Here is a 21845-nt window from a genome sequence, read left to right as displayed (position 1 = left end):
CTCAGAAGGCGGGATCGGCCGCGGCGGCCTTCGCCTTGTGCAAAGCGCGGCTGTCGTCCGGCGCCTCGTCACGCTCGAACATGCCGTAGTCGCGCACCACGGCCGCGCCCCGCAGGCGATAGTCGCGGAACACGCCGGCCCGCCCGGCCGCCTGCGTCCTGCGATGGGAGGTGAGGTTGCGCCATGCCTTCACCGCCTCCTCGTCGCGCCACATGGAGAGCGAGAGCATCTTGCCCGGATTGGTGAGGCTCTCGAACCGCTCCACCGAGATGAAGCCGTCCATCTTGTCCAGTTCCACGCGCAGGCGCGCGGCAAGATCGAGATAGGTGTCGCGCTGGCCCTCGGCCGGCCACACCTCGAAAATGATGGCGATCATGCCCCCTCTTCCCCTGATTGTTTTGGGCCCGGACTAGACCTTGTCGCCCGGCCGACGCTGCACCTCGGGGAACACCCACATGGCGACGACCATGAAGATGCCGAGGAAGGCGACCGCATATTTGGGCCCCTCCTGCCCCAGCGCTGCCTGGAAGGCATAGCCGGCCGCAGCCACGGCGAGGACGATGAGGGAGAGGATGAGCTTGATGTGGGTGGGCATGGGATGTCCCCTCTTGCTGGCCGGACTGCGCCGGCGCTGACCTTCAGATGAGTGCGCCGCCGCCGGGAAGCGCGGCCCAGACGGCGAGCGACGCGCCTTGGAGCGCGACCAGGGTGGCAAGGCCCCGCCGGCCGTCGCGGAACGATGTCGGCAGCAGATCGAACGGTGCCGGGGCGAACAGCAGCACGAGGCCGCCGACGACGATCAGGCTGGTGAGGCGCAGGTTGGCGTAGCCATAGACCAGCGCCGCAGCCGCCAGCGCGAGCCACAGCAGGCTGTTCACCAGGACGAGGGCGCGTCCCCCCGCCTGTCGCGCGCCCGCCGGCCGGGTGCTCGCCGGGAACATGCCGGAGAGCACCAGAAAGCCCATGCAGGCCGCGGTCCACAGGCCCGCAAAAATCGCGAGCCCGCCGATATTGGGTTCGATCGACGCCATCGCCTCACTCCGCCGGAGCGACGTGGCCGGACGGGCCTGCCTTGCCTTTCGGCGTACGCGCAGTGCGGCGCATGTCGGTCTTCAGATGGCGGGTGTCGTAGCCGTTGAAGAGATGGCCAATGAGCCCGCGGTTGAGATCCGAGGTGCCGAACGCCCAGTCCATAATGGGGAAGGTGAGGTTCATGTTGCGCTCCATCATGAGCGACTGGTTGTGGTGCGCGGCATGATGGCGGCGGTTGGTGTTGATGAAGGGCACGTTCCGCACGAACCAGTTTTCGTCGATGTGCGTGGTGAAGTGCATAAATTCGTAGAGCAGGTAGACCGAGGTGGTGGTGGCGATGAACAGCCAGCCCACGTTCGGCGAGATCAGCCAGCCGAACACGATGGCGCCGGGAATGGACATGAGCGTGAACGTCACCAGCGCGTAGGGCGGGAAGAAGGTGACGCGCCAGTCGTGATGCCCGGCGAAGCGCATCTCTTCTTCGGTGAAGAACTGGTGGTGCATCAGCGTGTGGCGGTTATAGACCGCGCGGAACAGCGGAAAGCTCGACGGCCGGTGCATCACGTAGCGGTGCAGCCACCACTCGAAGAAATTGCAGAACAGGAACACGACTGGAATGGTCAAAAACTCCCACCAGCGGATCGCGTGCATGTTCGAGACATAGATGTAGAGGGCGGTGAAGCCGATCGTGTAGATGATGGCGATGTGCAGCCATCCGTTATACCAGCCGGTGACACGCTCACGGTAGGTCGCGCGATATTTGCGCTGCCGATCCGTCATGGGGCTCGAGGTGAGTTCCATCGCTCTCTCCCTTGCGCGCTGTTGGTGCGCGCCATTGTCTTGATTCTCTCGGCGCCGCGTCGGAGGCGCCGGCTCTTGAAGACACCAGCTGCTGAACGCGCCGGTGCCTTGAGCCGTCGCCCGCCCCAGCTCCCTCGCGCCCGGACGGGGGAAGGATGCTCCGCGACAGCGGATGCACCACTAATATGTTAGTCACACATCATATGCAAGGCGCCGATCCGGCTCCATCGAAAGCCTATCGTCCCGCGAATGCGACCAAAGTTCAACAATTTAAAATGTTGATTTAATTAGATTTTTTAGACCCATCTTCCTTAAAAATGATCCAGATCAAAAAAGCTTCTTGCAGACATTCTTTTGGCATATCTATGATATGTCAGATTACGAAGGCGGGCACGAGACCCGCCTAGGGGAGGACGCCAATGAACATTTCTCGCCGCACTTTGATGCGGGGGATCGGTGCTGCCGGTCTCGCTGCCGCCGCTCCGGGGGTCTTTTCCCCCGCCATCGCCCAGTCGAAGCCGGTTCGCATCGGCATTCTCGCGCCGCGCTCCGGGGCCATGGGCACGGTGGGCGAATGCGGCATCCGCGCTGTGCAGTGGGCGACGGAGCGCATGAACAAGGACGGCGGCATCGCCGGGCGCCCGATCGAGCTCGTCATCGAGGAGGAAACCTCTCCCAAGGACACCATCGAGCGCTTCCGCCGCCTGGTGCTGCAGGAGAAGGTGGATTGCGTCCAGGGCCTCATCTCCACCGGCGTGTCGCTGGGCGTCGCGCCCGTGGCGGAGGAGGAACAGGCGCTCCTCATCATGTGGGACGGCACCACGCAGGACGGCGTGAAGGAGGCGATGCCCAAGTCGCAGTACGTCTTCCGCTCCACCGACAATGAATGCGAGGCTGTGATGGCCTCCCTGCTCTCGATCAAATACTTCAAGGGCAAGATCAAACGCATTGCCGGCATCAACCCGGACTATTCCTACGGCCGCAACAACTGGGAGGCTTTCCAGCAGATCCTCAAGCGCGCCGGCGTGGAGGTCGAGGTCGTGGCCGAGCAGTGGCCGAAGGTCGGCACCATGGACCTCACGTCCCACGTCGCGGCGCTGAAGGCGGCCAAACCCGACTTCATCTTCTCGTCGATGCTGTTCGCCGACCTGCCCGTCTTCATGAAGCAGGGCTCCGCCGCCGGCCTGTTCGAAGGCGTGAACCTCGCTTTGCCCGCCGCCGGCTGGCAGATCAACCAGCTGAAGAAGGAGTTCATGCCCGAGAACATCGTGTTCGGGCACAACACGCTCTACTTCGCGCTGCCCAATGCGTCCCCGCTCCAGAAGGCGTTCGTGGAAGACTATATGGGCCGGTACAAGGAGGCTCCGAGCTGGGAGGCCGACCGCGCCTATTTCGCCCTGGCCGCATACAAGGCGGGCGTCGAAGCCGCGGCCAAGGCCACGGGGCGCTGGCCGAAGCTCACGGAGATCATCGAATCCATCCCCAAGCAGAAGATCGAGAGCCTGGGGGGGCCGGGGCAATTCCGCGCCGACAAGATCGCGGAGCAGACATTCTACCAGGGCCTTTCCACCAACCAGAACTCCTACGATTTCCCGACGCTGAAGACGGTGGACAGCTTCACCGCCGATCAGCTCCAGAAGCCGCCGGGCGTGGACTTCTGGGAATGGCTCAAGACCTCCAAGCTTCCCGTGTGAGGAGCGCCGCGTGACCGTCTTCCTCGACGTCCTCCTCGGCGGCGTGTTTCACGCCGCCATTCTCTTCCTCGTGGCCGCCGGGCTCCAGCTGGTGTTCGGCGTGCAGAAGGTCATCAACCTCGCTTGCGGCTCGTTCTACGCGCTGGGCGCCTATTTCGGCATCACGGCTGTTGGCCTCGCCTCGGCCGCCGGTTTCCCAGCCTGGACGGTGCTGCCGGTGCTCATCCTCGCGGGGCTGGCGATCGGCCTCGTCGGCCTGCCGGTGGAACGCATCCTGCGCACGGTCTACCGGCGGGACGAGAGCTATCAATTGCTCCTCACCTTCGGCCTGCTGCTGATGTTCCAGGACGTATTCCGCTTCTTCTGGGGCGCCACGCCCCGGACGCTGGACAACGCCTATCTCGCTTACGGCACGGCCGAGTTCATGGGCCTTCGGGTGCCCACCTACAACCTCCTCGTGATCGCCGCCTCCATCGCCATCGCGGTGGCGCTCGGCGCCTTCCTGCAGAAGACCCGCACCGGGCGCATCATCCGCGCGACGGCGGAAAACCGGGACATGAGCGAGGGTCTCGGCGTCAATTCCTCCCGCGTGTTCGCGGCCGTGTTCACGGTCGGCTGCATGCTCGGCACGGTGGGCGGCGCGCTGGTGGTGCCGGCCTCGGCCTCCTCGCTTGAAATGGCCGTGGAGCTGGTGGTGGAAGCGTTTGCCGTGGTGGTCATCGGCGGGCTGGGCTCCATGCGCGGTGCGCTGGCCGGTGCGCTCATCGTCGGCCTGATCCGTGCGGCGGCCATCATGGTGCTGCCCGAGGCCGAGATTCTCTCCATCTATCTGGTCGTCATCGCCGTGCTCATCCTGCGGCCGGCCGGACTTTTCGGAAAGGCAATGGCATGAGCACCCCGACCTCCGCCCCGGCCACGGTGGCGCCGGCCGTGTCCCCCAGCCTCTGGCGACCCTCGGGGCTCATATCCTTCCTGGTGATCATCGTCGCCATGGCGGGCCTGCCCCTCGTTGCCTCCACCTACACGCTCACTTTGATGGTGCCGTTCTTCGGCTTCGCTATCGCCCTGCTCGGCTTCAACCTGCTGTTCGGCTACACCGGCCTCCTCTCCTTCGGCCACGCCATGTTCCTCGGTATCGGCGCCTATGCGGCGGCGGTGATGACCTCGAAGCTCGGCGTCCAGTCGCTGGAGTTGATCCTGCTCGTCGCGGTGGCGGCGGCGGTGGTCATCGCGGTGCCGGTGGGCTTCCTGTGCGTGCGCTACACGCGCATCTTCTTCGGCATGCTGACGCTCGCCTTCGGCATGCTGTTCCACTCCATCCTGTTCAAGTTCTACGGCCTCACCGGCGGCGACCAGGGCATGCGAGTAATGCGCCCGCTGCTGTTCGGCATGGCGTTCGAGGGCGGCAAGACGGCCTTCATCACCGGGCCGTTCTACTACTACGCCCTCGGCCTGCTGACCCTGCTCGGCTGTGCCATGTGGCGGATCGTGCGCTCGCCCTTCGGGCTGCACCTCACGGCCATTCGGGAGAACGCGCAGAAGGCGGCCTATCTCGGCGTCACCGTCTCGCGGATGCGGCTCGCGGCCTACGTCATCTCCGGCGTCTACGGCGCCATCGGCGGGGTAATCCTGGCCGTCACCATCGGCCTCGCGGACCCGGAGATCGTCTACTGGACGCAATCCGGCAACCTCGTCTTCATGGCGGTGCTGGGCGGCTCCGGCGCCTTCGCCGGCCCCGTGGTGGGCGGCCTCGCCTTCGTGCTGCTGCAGGACACGGTGATGTCCGCCACCCAGTACTGGCGGTTCGTGATGGGCGCGGTGCTGGTGCTCATCGTCATCTTCTTCCCGCGGGGGATCGCCGGCCTGTTCGGCGACGCCTTCGCCCGCCTCAAGCGCGGGAGCTGACCCATGGCCTCACGCGCCCTTCTCTCCGCCCATCAGGTCTCCAAGAGCTATGGCGATTTCCATGCGCTCCGAAACGTCTCGGTGCATGTGGACGATGGCGAATTCATCTCCATCGTCGGCCCCAACGGCGCCGGCAAGTCCACCCTCGTCAACGTGCTGACGGGACTGCTGAAGCCAACGTCTGGCCACGTCCATTTCCGCGGGCAGGACATTGCCGGCATCGGACCGGTGGAACTGTCCCGCCGTGGCATGGCGCGGGGGTTCCAGCTTGTGAACATCTTCCCCGAGCTCACGGTGCGGGAGACGCTGGGTGTCGCCGCAGCATCACGCCTCAGGCGCATCGGCAATCCCTTCCGCAGCCTCGGCGCTGATCGCGAGATCCGCGATGCCGTGGAGGAGGTGGCCGACATCTTCAACCTGCGCCACCGGCTGGACCAGCAGGCGAGCGCCCTCTCCCAGGGCGAGAAGAAGCTGCTGGACGTGGCGAGCGCCTTCGCCCTCAAGCCGGAACTGATCCTCATCGACGAGCCGACCTCCGGCGTCTCCACCGGCGACAAGCACGCCATCATGGAGCTACTGGTTGCCGCGTCCCGCAAGGCCGGCGTGCGCGGCATCATCCAGGTGGAGCACGACATGGACCTCGTGGCCCGCTACTCGGACCGCATCGTCGCGCTCCAGGCGGGTACCGTTCTCGCCGATGAGAAGCCGGAAACCTTCTTCAAGGATCCCGCCCTCATCGCCGCCGTGGTGGGCACGCGCCCGCCGAAGATGGCCCCGAAAGCCGCCGTTCAGGAGAGCCGCCCATGCTGAGCATTTCGGGCCTCAAGGTGGATATCGCCGGCAGCCGCATCCTGTCCGGTATCGACCTCGCCGTGGAGCCGGGCGAACTCGTCTGCCTCATCGGCCGCAACGGCGCGGGCAAGACCACCACGTTCCGCTCCATCATGGGCTATCGCAAGCCCGTCGCCGGCTCCATCCGCTTCGCCGGCAAGGAGCTGATCGGCCGCGCCCCGCACGAGATTGCGCAGATGGGCGTGGGCTTCTCGCCGGAGGAATCGGAGGTCTATGCCGACCTCACCGTGGCGGAGAATCTGGAGCTGCCGACCTGGACGCGCCGCTCCAAGATGTCGGAGAAGGACCGCGTCGAGCGCTCCCTCACCGTATTCCCGAAGCTCCGGCAGTATCTGCATCGGGGCGGAGCGCAGCTCTCCGGCGGCGAGCGCAAGATGGTGTCGGTGGCGCGGGCACTCGCCCTCGATCCGAGCCTCCTGCTGCTGGACGAGCCGTTCGAGGGGCTGTCGCCGGCCATCATCCCGGTGATCTCGGAGGGCATCGCCTCCATCCGCGCCATGGGGCAGGCCGTGCTGATGGCGGAATCCAACGTCCACCACCTGCCGGATTATGTGGATCGCCTCTACGTGCTGGAGCGCGGCGAGATGATCTTCTCCGGCACGCTGGCCGAGGCGTACCGCGACAAGGCGGTCATGCGCGTCATCGCCGGCGAGGTGGAGCTGGAGCACGCCTGACCCATGCCCCTCACCTATCGTGCCGCGGTGCTCCACGCGCCGCAGACGCCGCTCGCCATCGAGACGGTGGAAGCGGCCCCGCTCGGGCCATCCGACGTGCTGGTCCGCATCAAGGCGGCCGGGCTGTGCCATACCGATCTCGAGGTGATCGAGGGCGGGCTCGTCTATCCCATGCCCATCGTGCTCGGCCACGAGGCGGCGGGCGTCGTCGAAGACGTGGGGCGGGAGGCCAAGGGCGTCCGCAAGGGCGACCATGTGGTGCTCTCCTGGAACCCCCATTGCGGCCACTGCTTCTATTGCGACCGCGCGCTGCCCATCCTGTGCGAGGGCTATCTCGCGGAAGGCCCGAAGGCCCGTGCCTTCGACGGCGCCGCCAAGGCGCGGCTCGCGGACCGGCGGGAGCTGGGGAACCTCATGTTCCTCGGCGCCTTCGGTGAATACTGCATCGTCACGGACCAGCAGGCCGTGCCCGTGCCCAAAGAACTTCCGTTCGAGGAGGCCTGCCTCATCGGCTGCGGGATCATGACGGGCGTCGGCGCCGCGCTGAACGTGGCACACATCGCGCCCGGCGATACGGCCCTCGTCATTGGCTGCGGCGCCGTGGGCCTCGCCGCGGTACAGGGGGCGAGGCTGGCAGGCGCAGAGACCATCCTTGCCGCCGATCTCGATGATGCCAAGCTCGCCCTCGCCCGCGCCATGGGGGCCACCCACACGGTGAATGCCCGCACGGGCGACGTGGTGGAGGCGACCCGCGCGCTCACCCAAGGCCGCGGTGCCGACGTGGTGCTGGAATCGGCCGGCAGCCCGATTGCCTTCCGCGCGACGGTGGAGGCGGTGCGGCCTGGCGGCGAGGTGATCTGGCTCGGCAAGATCGACGTGACGACGGACGTGTCCTTCCGCTGGGGCTCGCTGATGGCGGAAAAGCGCATCCGCCGCGTCTCCTATGGCGGTGCCCGCCCCGCCCGTGACTTCCCCTTCCTCGCCCGAGCCGCGCTTGCCGGACGGCTGGACCTCAAGGGCCTCATCTCACGACGGATCGCGCTGGACGAGATCAACGCGGGGTTCGAAGCGTTGAAGGCCGGCGAGACCATTCGCAGCGTCGTGATCTTCTGAGGGCTCAAGGCTCCCTCTCCCCTTACGGCGGAGGGAGCACCACCCCTCACGCATCCAGCGTCTTGCGGGCGAAATCCTCGATATAATCCACGAGGTTGGCGGCCGCGGTCTCTGCCCCTTTGCGGTCTCGGCGGGCCACCGCCTCGGCCACTTCGGCATGGAGCCGGGCTGCGAGCGGCAGGTCGGCGACCTCCCGGTAATGCTGGTACCAGAAGCGACGCGACAGGGCGTTCATGAGGCCCATGGAGCGCACCGCGAACTCGTTGCGCGACGCCTGCGCCATCAAAAGGTTGAAGCGCCGGTCGAGGCGCATGAAAGCGAGGTCGTCCTCCACCTCGGCCGCCTGCCGCATGGAGCCGGCGATCTCGGCGAAGGCGTCCCGCTCCTCAGACGTCGCGCGCTCGGCGGCGAGGCCGGCCATCAGCACCTCCAGCACGCGCCGCACCTCCAGCAGGCGAAGCTGGGTGCGCAGGTTGATATCCGACACCAGCACGCCTCTCCGCGGCAGCACCACGACCAGCCCGTCGCGGGCTAGGCGTTGCAGCGCCTCGCGGATGGGCGTGCGGCCGATCTTCAGCCGGTCGGAAAGCGTGAGTTCGGAAAGCACCGCGCCCGGAGGCAGTTGCAGAGTCGCGATCAGTTCCTCAAGGATGCGGTAGGCACGATCGGTGAGGCTCGCATCTTCCGTCACCGGCTCGTCCTTGCGAGCGCGACGGGCGGGGGTGCGAGGTTCCTTGCGGGTTTCGCGGAGCGGCTCCAACAGGAGATCAAGCGCGCCTTCACCTCCGGCCAGCGCGGATTGCCGCTTCTGGCGCCGCACCGGCGCCACGGAGCCCGCAATGGCCCCTGCCTTGGACCCCGCCTTTGCCATGCCGCTTGCTCCCCTGCCTTGTCTCTGAGACGACGGATTCGTCTCCTGCCGTCAAGCCTCGGGCGGATGCCGATCAGGCTGCGACGCGGTGGAGCGCGGCGTCGATATCGTCGGAGGTCATCTCCCACTCATTAGCGAAATTGGCGACCACGTCGCGCATGAACTGGTCGTGCAGCGAATAGGCGCGCCGGTCGTCGCCGAGGTGGTCGGCGAGCAAGGCGAGGGCGAGTTGGGCGGGGGCCTGCCCCTCATAGCTCCACTCGAAGCCGTCGCTGCTCAGTTTGGCGATGTCGGTGCGCTGCGGCAGCGGCTTGCCATCCACCGTCACCGCGATGCCGTCGATGGTGCGGTCTCCCCGATAGGTCTTCATGCGTCCTGCCCTGCCTGTTATTGGCCGTCCAATTGGGATTGCACTGATATGTTACATGAGCAGCAGGCACCATTCAACGGCCCTGCGACGCGAAAGCCGCGCGCGCGGCGGCGCGCCCTCGGGTAAGGTCGGTGCTTTCAGACGGGGGATTGCGATGACGACGACGATCTACGGCATCAAGGCCTGCGACACCATGAAGAAGGCACGCGGCTGGCTCGACGAGAAGGGCGTCGCCTATGCCTTCCACGACTACAAGTCGGCGGGCATCGATGCGAAGACGCTGGAGGGCTGGGCGAAGCAGGTCGGCTGGGAAAAGCTGCTCAACAGGGCCGGCACGACCTTCCGGAAGCTCCCCGACGCCGACAAGGCGGACATCGACGAGGCAAAGGCCTTGGCACTGATGCTCGCACACCCGTCCATGATCAAGCGCCCAGTGCTGGAGCACGGGCGTGATCTGATCGTCGGCTTCAAGCCGGAGGATTATGCGGCGAAGGTGAAGTGAGGCCGGCCTGCGCCGGCCTCGGGACCTTCGTGATGCTCAGGATGCCTCGGCCGCCGGAGGCGCCTCGGCCAGCGCGTTCAGCGCTTCGGCGAAGCTGGTGAAGAACTGGTCGGAGAGCTTCTTGGCGGTCGCCTGCACGAGGCGCCCGCCAAGAGAGGCGAGCTTGCCGCCGATCTGGGCGTCCGCCACGTAGGTCAGGATGGTATCGGCCCCATCCTCGGCCAGCGAGACCTTCGCCTCGCCCTTGGCGAAGCCGGCGATGCCCCCATTGCCCTGCCCGACGATGCGGCAACCGGCCGGAGCCTCCATGTCGGTGAGTTCCACCGAGCCGGAGAAGGTGGCCGAGACCGGCCCCACCTTCACCTGCACCTTGGCGGCATAGGCGTTGTCCCCCGTCTGCTCCAGCTCCTTGCAGCCGGGAATGCAACGCTTGAGCATCTCAGGATCAAGGATCGCCTTCCACACGGTCTCGCGCGGGGCGCTGATGCGATATTCGCCGGTCAGTTCCACGGGATGGTCCTCCCCTTGTTCTCGTTCGCGCGTGCCGCTCTTCGGCGATGGCGCTCAGACCGCACAATAGCGATCCTGGATGTCCTTGTCGGCGAGCAGTGCAGCAGCGCTCGATTGATGCACCAGCTCGCCCTGATCGATGATGATGGCGCGGCTCGCGAGATTGAGCGCCCATTCCACGTTCTGCTCCACCAGGAGCAGCGTCGTTCCCTGGTCGCGCAGACGCCGGAAAAGCACGCCCATCTCCTCCACCAGCACCGGCATGATGCCCTCGGAGGGCTCGTCCAGCAGCACCATCTTCGGCTTGGAGATGATAGCGCGGGCGATGGCGAGCATCTGCTGCTCGCCGCCGGACATGGTGGTCCCCTGCTGCTCCAGCCGCTCCTTCAGGCGCGGGAAGCTCTTGGCGATCTCGTCGATGGCCGCGCGCTCGTCGGTGCGGGCGGCGGCGACGAGGCCGAGCTGCAGGTTTTCCCGCACCGTAAGGCCGGAGACGATGCGCCGCTCCTCCGGCACATAGCCGAGGCCGAGGCGGAAGCGCGCATGGGCGCCGAGCGGCAGCAGATCCGTGCCGTCGAACCTCACCCGGCCCTCGGCGCGCGGCATCAGCCCCATGATGGCACGCAACGTCGAGGTCTTGCCCGCGCCGTTGCGGCCGACGAGGGCGACGATCTCGCCCTCGTCGATCCTGAACGTCAGATCATGGACGACGTGGCTCGGCCCGTACCAGGCATTGAGCTTTTCGACCTCAAGCATAGCCATCGTTCTGCCCCAGATAGACGCGGCGGACTTCCGGATCGGCCTGCACCGCCGACGGCGCGCCGTCGGCGATAAGCCGGCCGTGGTGCAGCACCAGGATGCGGTCGGACAGGCCGAGGATCATCTTCATCTTGTGCTCGACCAGGAGAATGGTGCGGTCCGCCGCGAGGCGCTCGATGAGCGCCACCATCTCCTTGGTCTCTTCCGGCCCCATGCCGGCCGTGGGCTCGTCGAGCAGCAGAAGCTCGGGATTCGCCACCAGCGCGATGGCGATCTCCAGCGCCCGCTGCTCGCCATGGGCGAGGTCGCGGGCGCGGCGGGCGCGGCGATGGGTGAGGCCCACTTCGGCCAGCGCCGCCTCTGCTTTCTGAGTCAGCTCGGGATAGTGATCGCGATGGCTGAAGACGTCGTAGCGCGTCTTCAGTGCCTGTGCCGCCACACGGACGTTCTCCTCCACCGACAGCTCGGGAAAGAGGTTGGTGATCTGGTAGGAGCGGGCAATGCCGAGATGGGCGAAGCGGTGCTGCTTCAGTCCCTTCAACTCCTGCCCCTTGAAGCGGATCGAGCCGGTGGAGGGCTGGAGCACGCCGGACAGCACGTTGAAGAAGGTGCTCTTGCCGGCGCCGTTCGGGCCGATCACCGCCGTCACCTTGTTGCGCTCGAACTTCGCCGAGATGCCGGCGAGGGCGACGAAGCCGCCGAAGGACCGGCCCACGTCCGTCACTTCCATCAGCGCGCTCATGACGCCCTCCTGCGGCGCACGATCTGGATCAGGCTGCCCCAGATGCCCTTGGGCAGGAACAGCACGAACAGGATGAAGACGATGCCGACGATGAGCTGCCAGTGGGTGGTCCACAGCGAGGCGACATCCTCGATGAGCAGGAACACCAGCGCCCCCACGAACGGCCCGAAGAAGGAGCCGGCGCCGCCCAGCATGGTCATCATCACCACGATGGAGGAGGTGTGAACGCCCAGCGCATCGAGCGGCACGATGGAGAGGTGCAGCGCGGAAAGCGTGCCGGCGAGACCGCACAGGGCGCCGGAGAGGACGAAGGACAGCAGCTTGGTGTGCTCCACGTCGAAGCCGCAGGCGCGGGCGCGGGTCTCGTTCTCGCGCACCGCCTCGATGGCCGCGCCGAAGGGGGAGTTCAGCACCCGCGACACGAACCACAGTGCCAGCGCGGCGAAGAACATGATGAAGTAGTATTTCGCCAGCGGGTTCAGCAGGTTCACCGAGAAGCCGCCGATCAGGTCGGCCTTTGCCACGGTGAAGCCGCGCAGGCCATTCTCGCCGCCGGTCCAGCCGGACGCCTGGAGCGCGACGTAATAGACGAGCTGCGCGAGCGCCAAAGTGACCATGCAGAAATAGATGCCGCGCGTGCGGATGGAGAGCGCGCCGATCACCACCGAGAGCAGGCTTGCGCCGACGATGCCCGTGAGCATGGCCGGAAACCAGCCGAAGCCGAGAAGGGCGATGGCCATTCCTGTCAGGTAGGCCCCCGTGCCGAAGAAGGCGGCATGGCCGAAGGAGAGAAGGCCCGTGTAGCCGAACAGCAGGTTGAAGCCGACGGTGAACAGGCCGTAGATCAGCACGTTCACCGCCAGCGCCTGCGACGGCAGCACGAAGGGCAGCACCGCCAGCACGGCGATGGTGAGCGGCACGCGCCAGCGATCCAGCGCGGCTCCGGCCTTCGGCAGAGTGCGCGGCGCCACGCCCTGCCCGGCGGCGAGGTCGGTTGTGGTCATGGTGTCGTCTCCGTTCACGCGCCGGGTTCCGTCAGGCGCCGGCCGGCCGGCCGAACAGGCCCTGCGGTCGGACGAGGAGGATGAGAGCCATCAGGCCGAACATGACGATGGTCGCCATCTCGGGAGCAAACAGCGCGGTCATGCTCACGGCGACGCCCACGAGCAGCCCCGCCACCACGGCCCCGAGCAGCGATCCCATGCCGCCGATGACGGTGACGACGAAGGCCTCCGCCAGCACCAGCGTGCCCATCTCAGGGCTCACGTTGCGCATGGGCGCGGCCAGCACGCCACCCAGCGCGGTGAGGCCGACGCCGAGGCCGAACACCAGCAGCCACAGCCGGCTCACGTCCACCCCCAGCACTTTCATGATGAGCGGATCGCGCGCGCCGGCCCGCACGATGAGGCCGAAGCGGGTCTTCTCCAGCGCCACCCAGAGCAGCAGCAGGATGACCGCCACCACGCCCATGACAAACAGGCGATAGATGGGGAAATAGCCGACGCCGAGATCCACCACGCCCTGCAGCGCGTCGGGCGCCGAGAAGGGAATGCCGTCCGTGCCGAAGGTGATGCGCACGGCCTCCACCAGCACATAGCCAAGGCCGAAGGTGAGCAGCAGCGGATCATCCGGCGTGCGGCCATAGAGCGGGCGGATGAGGAAGCGCTCGATGAGCATGCCCAGCACGCCGACCGCAAGGGGAGCGACGATGAGCGCCCACCAGAAGCTGCCGGTCTGCGCGGCGACCCACAGCCCCGCATAGGCCCCCACCATGAACAGGGCGCCATGGGCGAAATTCACGATGCCGAGCATGCCGAACACGATGGTGAGCCCGAGGGCGACCATCACCAGGATCGCCCCGAGCGCGAGCCCGGAGAACAGCTGCATGAGGATGAGTTCAAGGTCCATCGGGCGTCTCTCGGGGCGGACTTGCGGAGCGCTTCTCCCCTCTCCCCTTGCGGGAGAGGGGCCGGGGGGGAGGGGTTGGATCGCGCTCTGTTGCTGCCTTCCCCTCATCCGTCTCGCGGCTGCGCCGCGATCCACCTTCTCCCGCAAGGGGAGAAGGGATCAGGTCTCAGGTCGGGAAGCCCAGTTCGCCGCAGGAGCGCAGCATCTGTTCGGAGCCGGGGACGTTCTCAACGATGTCGAACAGGTCCTGCTCGCTCTTCATGTCGGCCTTGGCCTTGGACTTCAGGACCAGCACCGACTGCACCGACTGGTGGTCGCACTTGCGGAAGTATTGCGGCCCCTTGGCCACGTCATACTTGAGGCCTTCCAGAGCCTCGATCACCTTGTCCGTGTCCGTTCCGCCAGCCTTCGCCATGGCCAGCAGCAGCGCCGAGACACCGGTGAACCCGTACGCGCCGTAATCGGTCGGAAGCGAGCCGTACGCCGCCTTGTAGGCGTCGTTGAAGGCCTTGGCGGAGGGGATGGTGCTCTCCAGCGCCCAATAATAGTTGGCGCCGCCGATGATGCCCTCGAACACGTCTGGCGCCACGGCGATGCGCTGGTTGTGGAGCAGCACGGGCACCACGATTTGCATCTGCTTCTTCATGCCGAAGTCGTTGGCCTGCTTGATCGAATTGGCCTGGTCACGACCGAAGTTGCAGATGGCGAGGATGTCCGGCTTCAGGGCGCGGATGCGGGGCATCAGCGTGGAATAGTCCGCCGCGCCGAACGGATGCAGGATCTCGCCGACGATCTCGGCGCCGAGTTCGCCGGCGGCGCGCTTGAAGCCGCGCATCATCTCGTGGCCATAGGCGTAGTCGGCGCCGAGCAGGGCCACCTTCGAGCCCTTCTTGAAGGTCGCCCGCGCCACGGCGGCCGTGGTCATATGCGGGTTGAGCGCCTCGTGGAAGGTGTACTTCGAGAAGTCCTTCACCTCGTTGATGGTGTCGGACTGGCTGATGGAGACGTAGATGACGCCACGGGCGCGCGTCACCTCGTTCACCGCGAGCTGCACGGCGCTGGAGAGGGCACCGACCACCGCGTGGACCTTATCCTTCTCGATCAGCTCGAGGGTGCGCGTGGCAGCCTCGCCGGCGTTCAGCTTGTCGTCGCGGACCAGCAGCTCGACCTTGCGGCCGGCGATGCCGCCCTTGTCGTTGACGAGCTTCACGGCGAGTTCCGCGCTCTTCACCTGATCCTTCGCCTCGGCGCCGAAGGGGCCGGTGAGCGGGGTGGGGAAGCCGATGCGGATGGTCTCCGCCTGCGCCCGCACAATGGCCGGCGAGGCGATGAGGCCGACGCCAGCGGCGCCGAGGCCGGCGAGCACGGTGCGGCGGGATACGCTGGAGAGGGGATGGTCGGTCCGCTTGGTCATGAAATCCTCCCGGTGTGTCTTGTTTTTTGGCTGTGGGCGGTCGTCAGTAGGCGCCGAGCGCTCTCAGGATGCGCGCGGGGGTCATGGGAATCTGGGTCAGCTCCGCGCCCAGCGGCGCGAGCGCATCATTCACCGCGTTCAACGCGGCGGCGGACGACGCGGCGGTGCCCGCTTCCCCGCAGCCCTTGGCGCCAAGCTCCGTGTCGCGGGTCGGCGTTTCCATGTGGGCGATCAAGATGTCCGGCATCTCGCAGGACATGGGCACGAGATAATCGGCGAGCGAGCCGTTCACGAGCTGGCCGGCCTCGTCGTAACGGCATTCCTCGAAGAAGGCCGCGCCGAGCCCCTGCACCACGCCGCCGCGCACCTGCTCCTCCACGAGGAGCGGGTTGATGATGCGGCCGCAATCCTCCACCACGAAGTGCTTGAGGATTTTGACGAGGCCGGTTTCGGCATCCACCTCCACATGACAGCCGTGGATGCCGTTGGTGAAGGCGAAGGGATAGCCGGACGGGGCGAAATGGTGCGCCACGGTCAGCTGCGCATCGGTGCCCGGGGGCAGCGTGTCGGAGCGGAAATAGGCGATGCGCGCCACCTCGGCGAGGCTGAGGCGCGCCGAGCCGCCGGCCTTGTCGACCACTTCCGCATCGACGAGATCGAGGTCGCCCGGCTGCGCCTGGAGGATGGCGGCCGCCACGTTCAGCACGTTGGCCTTGAGCTTCTTCGCCGCCTGAAGGGCCGTCTCGCCGCCGATCCCGGCACCGCGGCAGGCCCAGGTGGCCCCGCCGTGGGGCGTCACCTCGGTGTCGCCGGTGATGACGCGCACGATGTCCCGGGAGACACCGAGATAGTCGGCGACGATCTGGCCGATGATGGCCTCGGTGCCCTGCCCCTGCTCCGTCACCGAAATCAGGCAGCGCACTTCGCCGGACGGGGTGATCTTGATGACCGCCCCGTCCTGCGCCGAGATGCGCGCCCCGCCGATGCCGTAGAAGGCGGGCGTGGGATTGGTGATCTCGACGAAGGCCGCGATGCCGATGCCGCGATGGATGCCGCGCCCGCGCAGCTCCGCCTGCTCAACGCGCAGGCGGTCATAGTCCATCAGCCCCTTGAGCTTCGCGAGGCAGGCTTCGTGGGAGAGCTGCTCGAACTTGTAGCCGGTGAGCGACTGGCAGGGATAGGCGTCGTCGGGAATGAGGTTGCGCGCACGCACCTCGAACGGATCGAGACCGGTCGCGGCGGCGGCCTTCTCCATCAGATGCTCGGTCACCGCGCAGGCGATAGGGTGGCCCACCGCGCGATACTGGCTCGTCTGCGTCTTGTTCTGGAACACCACCTTCAGGTCGGCCCGGTAGGCCTCCAGCCGATAGGGCGCGCCGATGAGGCGGATGACCTGGTTGCCCTCCACCGCGCTGGTGCGGGGATAAGTGGAGAAGGCGCCGATGGCGGTCTCGTCCTCCACCGCCATGGCGAGGATGCGGCCGTCTGCCCCCACCGCCGCCTTCGCCTTCACGCGATGATCGCGGGCATGGATGTCGGAGACGAAGGCCTCCAGCCGGTCCGCCACGAACTTCACCGGCCGGCCCGCCAGCATGGACAGGCCGATGACCGCCATGTCCTCGTGATAGACGTGCAGCTTCACGCCGAAGGAGCCGCCCACGTCCGGCGCCGCCACCCGCACCCGGGCTTCCGGGATGCAGTAGTGGCGGGAATAGAGGTCCTGGAACTGGAACGGCGTCTGGGTGCCGTGGTGAACGGTCAGCGCATGTTCGCTGGCATCATAATCGGCGATGAGCGCACGCGGCTCCAGCGTCACGCCGGTGTGGCGGCCGAAGGCGAGGTCCGCCTCGACGACATGCGCGGCTGAGGCGAAAAGGTCGTCAACGGCGCCGCTCTCCAGCGAAGAACAGAAGCACAGATTGTCGGCGAACTCCTCCACAAGGCGGGGCGCATCGGGCGCGAGGGCGGTGTCGAGGTCGGCGAGGACGGGCAGGTCCTCATACTCGATCTCCACCAGCTCGCAGGCGTCCTCGGCGGCAGCACGGCTTTCCGCCACCACAGCGACCACCGCCTGCCCGCTCCATGTCACACGATCGAGGGGCAGCGGAAGCTGGGGCTCGGACTTAATGCCCTTGAAATGGTCGAGCGTGCCCACCCACGGCGCGCACAGCTTCGCAAGGTCCTCCCCCGTCGCCACCAGAGCAACGCCGGGCGCCGCGCGGGCGGCCTCCACATCGATGCGCACAATGCGGGCATGGGCGAAGGGGGAGCGCACGAAGGCCGCATGCAGCATGCGCGGCAGCTTCATGTCGGTGACGTAATTGCCACGCCCGGCCACAAGCCGCTTGGCATTGGGGCGGGGCAGCGGGCGTCCCACATGAACGCCCGGCTCAAGATGGGGCGCCGCGCCAAGCGGACGGTCGAACGGGGCGTTCATTCTGCACTCTCCCCGTTCGCCTTGCGGGCGGCGGCCTCGATGGCGTCGACGATGGCCTCGTAGCCGGTGCAGCGGCAGTAGTTGCCCGAGATGGCGTCGCGGATTTCCTCGCGATCCGGCACGCCACCGCGGGCGATCAGGGCGTGGGCGTTCACCAGCATGCCCGGCGTGCAGAAGCCGCATTGCAGCGCATTGCGCTCATGGAAGGCCTGCTGGAGCGGCGCCAGCGCGCCGCTGGCCACCAGTCCCTCCACCGTCTCGACGCGCTGCCCCTGCGCCTGCACAGCGAAGACGAGGCAGGAATGCACTGGCACCCCATCCAGCAGCACGAGGCAGGCGCCACAGGCCCCCATCTCGCAGCCCACATGGGTGGCGGTGAGTTCGAGATCCGTGCGCAGGAAGTCCGCCAGCGTGGTCCGCGGCGCGACCATGCGGGCAATCTGTTCACCATTGACGGTGAGGGAGAGGGGGACGGCGCCCGCCATCATGTTCATGAGCAGGTCTCCAGCTTGCGCAGCAGGCGCCCGAGCAGGACGCGCGCGAGGTGGCGGCGCATGGCGGCGGGAATCTCGGCGTCGTCCAGCGGATCGATGTCCGTATCCAGCGCGCGCTGGGCGGCGGCGATGGTGTCGGCATCGAGCGCCTTGCCGGCCATCTCGGCCTCGGCATTGCGGGCGCGCACCGGCGTCGGGCCGACCGAAAAGAGGGCGATGCGCGGGTTCGCGATCACCGCGCCGTCACGCTCGGCGAGGATACCGCCGCCGACCATGGCGTAGTCGCCGCGACGCCGCGCCATCTCGTCGAAGGCACAGACATGGCGGGGCCCGGCGGCGGGCACATGCAGCGCCACGAGGATTTCCCCGGGCTCGATGGCGGTCTGATAGAGGTCCTGAAAGTAGTCGTCGGCGGCGACGCGGCGCATGCCGTCGACCCCGGAGATTTCCATCTCGGCGCCCATCGCCAGCATCATGGCCGGGAATTCGGACGCCGGATCGGCCAGCGCCACGCTGCCGCCGACCGTGCCGCGATTGCGGATGGCGGGATGGGCGACGAAAGGCGCGGCGGCCGTGAGCAACGGCGCATGGGCGCGGATCGATGGCTCGGTCAGCGTTTCGGCATGGCGGGTGAGCGCGCCGATGCGCAGGGTTTCCCCGTCCAGCCGCACGCCGCGCATCTCGGGAATCGCGGAGAGATCGATCAGCACCTGCGGCGCCTGCAGCCGCATCGCCAGCGCCGGCACGAGGCTCTGCCCGCCGGAGATGTAGCTCGCATCCCCATCGGCCCCGGCAAAGGCGGCATGCGCCTCGGCAAGGCTCGACGGACGCGCATAGGCGAAAGCGCGGGCTTTCAAGGGCAGGTTCCTCCCGGTCGTGGCTTCATTTTAGTGACCACTTGGTCACAACATGATCTCAGGCCGATGTGCCTGTCAATAGTGCTCTGCGACCATTGGCGAAGTGCTTGGGAAAAGCGCTGGCAGGGAAATCATTGCAGTGCAGCGCGACGCTATTCCCACCCGTATATATGATTATTGCCTTCCCTCATCTTTTCCTCGACTTCGCGCGCCACAGGAGCTGCCGCCGCGACGTGGGAGCGGGCGTCGCCGCGCTCGGAGACCCTTGGTGGCGCGGGAAGGTTGCGCTATCGCAGGACGGTGGGCGCCCGGCCCATGCGCTGAACGGACTCGCCTTGAAGCCCACTCACGACCAGAAGCCGACGCCGCCCACCCGCCCCCGTCGCCAGCACATGCGGGCGGCCGACCGCGAACAGGCGATCATCGAGGAAGCCGTGCGCTTCTTCGCCGAGCATGGATTCGAGGGACAGACGCGCGAGCTGGCGAAGCGGATGGGAATCACCCATTCCGCCATCTACCGCTACATCCCTTCCAAGGAAGCGCTCATCGAGCGGGTTTACGAGCACGTCTATCTCAGCCGCTGGAAGGCGGACTGGGCGCCTCTCGTGACCGACCGATCCAAGCCGCTGGAGGCGCGGCTCACGCAATTCTACCTCGAATATGTCGAACAAGTTTTCGACTACCACTGGGTGCGAATCTTCGCCTTTTCCGGCCTCAAGTCGTTCGACATCACCAGCCGCTACCTCATGATCGTCCGCGACCAGATCATCCTGCCCGCCTGCGCCGAGCTCAGGGCAGAGCTGAAGCTGCCGGCCCCCGGCGAAATTCCGGTCAGCGAACGCGAGGCAGAACTGTTCTGGGGTCTGCACGGACGCATTTTCTACCTTGCGATCCGCCGCTACGTGTACGGCACCACGACGCCGGAGGATCTCGATCCCATCGTCCGCGACGCGGTTCGCGCCTTCCGTGCCGGCGTCGCACCCGTGCTGAAGGACATCCTGGCGCAAGCCGGATCCTGAAGAATTAAGGGCCTCGGAAGGAGTTTGCGTAGATGACGCTACGTCATGCTCGCCCCTCGCCAAGACGGCGTTCCCTTGGTAAAGTTTCCGTGCGAACGGCCTTGTTCTCGCCGTCGTGATCTGGTCTAGCGTGGGGCGTAAAGGGAAAAGAAACCGAATTTCGGCAAGGTTGCAGGGCTGGCGGGAATGTGCGGCGGGGCCGCGCGGGCGCAGCGTTCAGAGCCGGTGGTCGGTCGGAGAATATCCGAACCGGGCAAGGTTTGTGCGATGCGTTAGACCGAGGGACCCTGCGATGGACGAACGGAGCCGGTACCGACCGGCAGCGCTGATAGCGGGGACCATGAGGCACTCGGACCGGCAGGAATACGCGGCTTGGCAGGACGATGCGAGCGAACACGACGCGCGCGCGGGCCATGACGCAGGCTTGCGCGACCACGGTGAATGGGACCGCGACGACGCTGATCCCCATGCCGACTGGCATGACCGGGCCGACTGGCACTGGACGCCGCATGTCCACGAGGAGGAGGTCGATGCCTCCGACTACGACCCCCACGCCTCGGATCCCCGGCCGCGCAGCACGTCCCGCCGCGGCACACTCGTCGGCATCGGCACGGGCGTAGTCGCCGGCCTGATGGTTGCCGCAGGGGCCGTCTGGTACACGCAAGGCTCGTTCGCGTTCGGCGTCTCCGCGCCGCCGCCCCAGATCGCCAACCGCCCCCTCGTCCGCGAGCTCAGCATGGCGGCCGCGGGAACGACCGTGACCGAAATTTCGCTCGTCGTCGGCTCCGGCGCGCTGGGCGTCGATCCGGGCAGCATCTACCTGACCAACGTGGCCATTGATGGCCGGTCCTTTGCCGCCGGGCCTGGGCCGTCGGACAATTCCGCGCGCCTCACCGGCCGCGTCGTGCCGCTGCCCATGGCCAATCCGCTGAACCGGAACCAGGTGGCTGCCGCCGACGGAATCAAGGCGCTGGAACAGTTTGACCAGGGCGCGGTGCCCCTGCCCCTGCGCAAGCCGGCCATGCCGAACCAGCGCCTCGCCTACGCGTCCCTGCCCGACGCCTCCCTGACCGACACGCCCTCCGCCGTCCCCGGCAGCCAGGCCCCGGCTCCAGAGACGCCGACGCTCTCAGAGGACGAGCCGGCGCTACCCACACCCGGCAGCGGCTATGCCATCTACGACATCAAGGCCAAGGTCGTTTACATGCCGAACGGGGATCGGCTGGAAGCCCATTCTGGCTACGGCGATACCTTCGACGACGTGCGTGCAGTCAACAAGCGCATGGTGGGTCCGACCCCGCCCAACACCTACCAGCTGACCATGCGCGAATCCCTGTTCCACGGCATCGAGGCGGTGCGCCTCAATCCCATCGGAACCGGCCGGATGTACGGCCGCGCCGGCATCCTCGCCCACCCCTATCTCCTTGGTCCGCGTGGAGATTCCAACGGCTGCGTGTCGGTCAAGGACTACGACAAGTTCCTTGCCGCCTTCAAACGCGGAGAGGTGAAGAAGATGGTGGTGGTGGCCGAGCTGAAGCATGGCCCCAAGAAGGAAGAGAACTTCCTCCTGTCCTTCCTGAAGCCCAAGGACCAGTAGGGCGCCGGGGCGCCCTACCGCTGCAGGGCAAACTTTGCGCTCTGCGCCATTTCGACAATCCAGCAATGGCAAGGGTGCACGCCGGCTTTCGGTAGCGGCCAACCTCAATTCAGGCTGCAGTGCAGCAGAATGCACGCCATTCTTGCGCCACATCAAATTTCGCTGGCTTTCCGGATACATACGGATGCTCCCGCACCCGTAGATCAACGGAATTGACCCGAGGGAGAGACGGGACCTTAGCTGCGGCCATTCGCACGTGCGAAAGCAACGTCCGGCCTGTCGCAATCGTTGGGC

General features: G+C 66.8%; 24 protein-coding genes. 9 read left to right on the top strand and 15 right to left on the bottom strand.

The features are described 5' to 3' along the window. Position 1: 1 nt before the first annotated feature. The 4 genes from XAN126_RS0110365 to XAN126_RS0110350 are packed head-to-tail and all read right to left on the bottom strand — an operon-like array spanning position 2 to position 1833. Complete coding sequence (locus XAN126_RS0110365; protein ID WP_024278527.1) at positions 2–376, bottom strand: antibiotic biosynthesis monooxygenase; 375 nt, start codon at positions 374–376, stop codon at positions 2–4. A 33-nt stretch (positions 377–409) separates the two neighbouring features. Beyond that, entirely contained in the window at positions 410–595 is a 186-nt protein-coding gene (locus XAN126_RS0110360) for a hypothetical protein (protein WP_024278526.1), read from the bottom strand. Positions 596–638: 43 nt separating this feature from the next. Then, positions 639–1031 carry a hypothetical protein gene (locus XAN126_RS0110355; protein WP_024278525.1) on the bottom strand — a complete coding sequence of 131 codons (393 nt, stop codon included), beginning with the start codon at positions 1029–1031 and terminating at the stop codon, positions 639–641. 4 nt (positions 1032–1035) lie between these two features. Beyond that, entirely contained in the window at positions 1036–1833 is a 798-nt protein-coding gene (locus tag XAN126_RS0110350; protein ID WP_024278524.1) for a sterol desaturase family protein, read from the bottom strand. A 419-nt stretch (positions 1834–2252) separates the two neighbouring features. Between XAN126_RS0110350 and XAN126_RS0110345 the strand changes: the two genes are divergently transcribed. From XAN126_RS0110345 to XAN126_RS0110320, 6 genes are read left to right on the top strand one after another with little or no spacing between them, the layout of a single operon-like run. After that, a complete protein-coding gene (locus XAN126_RS0110345; protein WP_024278523.1) occupies positions 2253–3527 on the top strand; it encodes an ABC transporter substrate-binding protein in 1275 nt (424 codons plus the stop codon). 10 nt (positions 3528–3537) lie between these two features. Beyond that, a complete protein-coding gene (locus XAN126_RS0110340; protein ID WP_024278522.1) occupies positions 3538–4419 on the top strand; it encodes a branched-chain amino acid ABC transporter permease in 882 nt (293 codons plus the stop codon). Further along, complete coding sequence (locus XAN126_RS0110335; RefSeq protein WP_024278521.1) at positions 4416–5432, top strand: branched-chain amino acid ABC transporter permease; 1017 nt, start codon at positions 4416–4418, stop codon at positions 5430–5432. The genes XAN126_RS0110340 and XAN126_RS0110335 overlap by 4 nt, the downstream gene beginning before the upstream one ends. A 3-nt stretch (positions 5433–5435) precedes the next feature. Next, positions 5436–6242, top strand: a complete 807-nt coding sequence (locus XAN126_RS0110330; RefSeq protein ID WP_024278520.1) for an ABC transporter ATP-binding protein — start codon at positions 5436–5438, stop codon at positions 6240–6242. Continuing rightward, on the top strand, positions 6236–6958 hold the full coding sequence (locus XAN126_RS0110325) for an ATP-binding cassette domain-containing protein (protein ID WP_024278519.1): 723 nt from the start codon (positions 6236–6238) through the stop codon (positions 6956–6958). The genes XAN126_RS0110330 and XAN126_RS0110325 overlap by 7 nt, the downstream gene beginning before the upstream one ends. 3 nt (positions 6959–6961) lie before the next feature. Then, positions 6962–8071: a Zn-dependent alcohol dehydrogenase gene (locus XAN126_RS0110320; RefSeq protein ID WP_024278518.1), complete on the top strand. Its 1110-nt coding sequence runs from the start codon at positions 6962–6964 to the stop codon at positions 8069–8071. A 46-nt stretch (positions 8072–8117) separates the two neighbouring features. Here XAN126_RS0110320 and XAN126_RS0110315 read toward each other — a convergent pair whose 3' ends face one another. Together XAN126_RS0110315 and XAN126_RS0110310 are read right to left on the bottom strand one after the other, a co-directional pair. Then, positions 8118–8942 carry a GntR family transcriptional regulator gene (locus tag XAN126_RS0110315; protein WP_024278517.1) on the bottom strand — a complete coding sequence of 275 codons (825 nt, stop codon included), beginning with the start codon at positions 8940–8942 and terminating at the stop codon, positions 8118–8120. Between the two features lie 73 nt (positions 8943–9015). After that, positions 9016–9312, bottom strand: coding sequence for a DUF6166 domain-containing protein (locus XAN126_RS0110310; RefSeq protein WP_024278516.1), 297 nt, complete (start codon positions 9310–9312; stop codon positions 9016–9018). Between the two features lie 154 nt (positions 9313–9466). On the opposite strand from XAN126_RS0110310, the gene XAN126_RS0110305 reads away from it, so the two are divergent. Further along, the gene (locus XAN126_RS0110305) at positions 9467–9814 is read left to right on the top strand and encodes an ArsC family reductase (RefSeq protein ID WP_024278515.1); all 348 of its coding nucleotides are present in this window, start codon (positions 9467–9469) and stop codon (positions 9812–9814) included. A gap of 36 nt (positions 9815–9850) precedes the next feature. On the opposite strand, the gene XAN126_RS0110300 is transcribed toward XAN126_RS0110305, so the two are convergent. The 9 genes from XAN126_RS0110300 to XAN126_RS0110260 all read right to left on the bottom strand — a co-directional run bounded on the left by XAN126_RS0110300 (position 9851) and on the right by XAN126_RS0110260 (position 18935). Continuing rightward, positions 9851–10324 (bottom strand): carbon monoxide dehydrogenase subunit G, encoded by a 474-nt coding sequence (locus XAN126_RS0110300; protein ID WP_024278514.1) that lies wholly within the window; start codon positions 10322–10324, stop codon positions 9851–9853. A 54-nt stretch (positions 10325–10378) separates the two neighbouring features. Continuing rightward, positions 10379–11080, bottom strand: a complete 702-nt coding sequence (locus XAN126_RS0110295) for an ABC transporter ATP-binding protein (RefSeq protein WP_024278513.1) — start codon at positions 11078–11080, stop codon at positions 10379–10381. Beyond that, positions 11073–11825, bottom strand: coding sequence for an ABC transporter ATP-binding protein (locus XAN126_RS0110290; protein WP_024278512.1), 753 nt, complete (start codon positions 11823–11825; stop codon positions 11073–11075). Before XAN126_RS0110290 ends, XAN126_RS0110295 begins: the two co-directional genes overlap by 8 nt. Next, on the bottom strand, positions 11822–12829 hold the full coding sequence (locus XAN126_RS0110285) for a branched-chain amino acid ABC transporter permease (RefSeq protein ID WP_024278511.1): 1008 nt from the start codon (positions 12827–12829) through the stop codon (positions 11822–11824). The genes XAN126_RS0110290 and XAN126_RS0110285 overlap by 4 nt, the downstream gene beginning before the upstream one ends. 31 nt (positions 12830–12860) lie before the next feature. Further along, positions 12861–13733 (bottom strand): branched-chain amino acid ABC transporter permease, encoded by an 873-nt coding sequence (locus XAN126_RS0110280; protein ID WP_024278510.1) that lies wholly within the window; start codon positions 13731–13733, stop codon positions 12861–12863. Positions 13734–13899: 166 nt separating this feature from the next. Then, the gene (locus tag XAN126_RS0110275) at positions 13900–15147 is read right to left on the bottom strand and encodes an ABC transporter substrate-binding protein (protein ID WP_024278509.1); all 1248 of its coding nucleotides are present in this window, start codon (positions 15145–15147) and stop codon (positions 13900–13902) included. Positions 15148–15190: 43 nt separating this feature from the next. Further along, complete coding sequence (locus tag XAN126_RS0110270; protein WP_024278508.1) at positions 15191–17584, bottom strand: xanthine dehydrogenase family protein molybdopterin-binding subunit; 2394 nt, start codon at positions 17582–17584, stop codon at positions 15191–15193. Continuing rightward, on the bottom strand, positions 17581–18069 hold the full coding sequence (locus XAN126_RS0110265) for a (2Fe-2S)-binding protein (RefSeq protein ID WP_024278507.1): 489 nt from the start codon (positions 18067–18069) through the stop codon (positions 17581–17583). The genes XAN126_RS0110270 and XAN126_RS0110265 overlap by 4 nt, the downstream gene beginning before the upstream one ends. A 5-nt stretch (positions 18070–18074) precedes the next feature. Next, a complete protein-coding gene (locus XAN126_RS0110260; protein WP_024278506.1) occupies positions 18075–18935 on the bottom strand; it encodes a xanthine dehydrogenase family protein subunit M in 861 nt (286 codons plus the stop codon). Positions 18936–19327: 392 nt separating this feature from the next. On the opposite strand from XAN126_RS0110260, the gene XAN126_RS0110255 reads away from it, so the two are divergent. Further along, a complete protein-coding gene (locus XAN126_RS0110255; protein WP_024278505.1) occupies positions 19328–19954 on the top strand; it encodes a TetR/AcrR family transcriptional regulator in 627 nt (208 codons plus the stop codon). A gap of 340 nt (positions 19955–20294) precedes the next feature. Beyond that, positions 20295–21551: a DUF2778 domain-containing protein gene (locus tag XAN126_RS27075; RefSeq protein WP_024278504.1), complete on the top strand. Its 1257-nt coding sequence runs from the start codon at positions 20295–20297 to the stop codon at positions 21549–21551. Positions 21552–21845 lie beyond the last annotated feature (294 nt).

The sequence above is a fragment of the Xanthobacter sp. 126 genome (genome assembly GCF_000526175.1).
Lineage (GTDB): Bacteria > Pseudomonadota > Alphaproteobacteria > Rhizobiales > Xanthobacteraceae > Xanthobacter > Xanthobacter aminoxidans.
Note: the sequence above shows the minus strand (reverse complement) of the source record. Positions and strands in the feature narration are given on the sequence as shown.

Excerpts from the sequence above, each read along its gene's own strand:
- XAN126_RS0110310 (WP_024278516.1), bottom strand. The coding sequence starts at position 9,312 with ATGAAGACCTATCGGGGAGACCGCACCATCGACGGCATCGCGGTGACG.
- XAN126_RS0110325 (WP_024278519.1), top strand. The coding sequence starts at position 6,236 with ATGCTGAGCATTTCGGGCCTCAAGGTGGATATCGCCGGCAGCCGCATC.
- XAN126_RS0110255 (WP_024278505.1), top strand. The coding sequence starts at position 19,328 with ATGCGGGCGGCCGACCGCGAACAGGCGATCATCGAGGAAGCCGTGCGC.
- XAN126_RS0110290 (WP_024278512.1), bottom strand. The coding sequence starts at position 11,825 with ATGAGCGCGCTGATGGAAGTGACGGACGTGGGCCGGTCCTTCGGCGGC.
- XAN126_RS0110320 (WP_024278518.1), top strand. The coding sequence starts at position 6,962 with ATGCCCCTCACCTATCGTGCCGCGGTGCTCCACGCGCCGCAGACGCCG.
- XAN126_RS0110335 (WP_024278521.1), top strand. The coding sequence starts at position 4,416 with ATGAGCACCCCGACCTCCGCCCCGGCCACGGTGGCGCCGGCCGTGTCC.
- XAN126_RS0110305 (WP_024278515.1), top strand. The coding sequence starts at position 9,467 with ATGACGACGACGATCTACGGCATCAAGGCCTGCGACACCATGAAGAAG.
- XAN126_RS27075 (WP_024278504.1), top strand. The coding sequence starts at position 20,295 with ATGAGGCACTCGGACCGGCAGGAATACGCGGCTTGGCAGGACGATGCG.
- XAN126_RS0110360 (WP_024278526.1), bottom strand. The coding sequence starts at position 595 with ATGCCCACCCACATCAAGCTCATCCTCTCCCTCATCGTCCTCGCCGTG.
- XAN126_RS0110270 (WP_024278508.1), bottom strand. The coding sequence starts at position 17,584 with ATGAACGCCCCGTTCGACCGTCCGCTTGGCGCGGCGCCCCATCTTGAG.
- XAN126_RS0110275 (WP_024278509.1), bottom strand. The coding sequence starts at position 15,147 with ATGACCAAGCGGACCGACCATCCCCTCTCCAGCGTATCCCGCCGCACC.
- XAN126_RS0110350 (WP_024278524.1), bottom strand. The coding sequence starts at position 1,833 with ATGGAACTCACCTCGAGCCCCATGACGGATCGGCAGCGCAAATATCGC.
- XAN126_RS0110345 (WP_024278523.1), top strand. The coding sequence starts at position 2,253 with ATGAACATTTCTCGCCGCACTTTGATGCGGGGGATCGGTGCTGCCGGT.
- XAN126_RS0110280 (WP_024278510.1), bottom strand. The coding sequence starts at position 13,733 with ATGGACCTTGAACTCATCCTCATGCAGCTGTTCTCCGGGCTCGCGCTC.
- XAN126_RS0110295 (WP_024278513.1), bottom strand. The coding sequence starts at position 11,080 with ATGCTTGAGGTCGAAAAGCTCAATGCCTGGTACGGGCCGAGCCACGTC.
- XAN126_RS0110285 (WP_024278511.1), bottom strand. The coding sequence starts at position 12,829 with ATGACCACAACCGACCTCGCCGCCGGGCAGGGCGTGGCGCCGCGCACT.
- XAN126_RS0110365 (WP_024278527.1), bottom strand. The coding sequence starts at position 376 with ATGATCGCCATCATTTTCGAGGTGTGGCCGGCCGAGGGCCAGCGCGAC.
- XAN126_RS0110355 (WP_024278525.1), bottom strand. The coding sequence starts at position 1,031 with ATGGCGTCGATCGAACCCAATATCGGCGGGCTCGCGATTTTTGCGGGC.
- XAN126_RS0110330 (WP_024278520.1), top strand. The coding sequence starts at position 5,436 with ATGGCCTCACGCGCCCTTCTCTCCGCCCATCAGGTCTCCAAGAGCTAT.
- XAN126_RS0110315 (WP_024278517.1), bottom strand. The coding sequence starts at position 8,942 with ATGGCAAAGGCGGGGTCCAAGGCAGGGGCCATTGCGGGCTCCGTGGCG.
- XAN126_RS0110265 (WP_024278507.1), bottom strand. The coding sequence starts at position 18,069 with ATGGCGGGCGCCGTCCCCCTCTCCCTCACCGTCAATGGTGAACAGATT.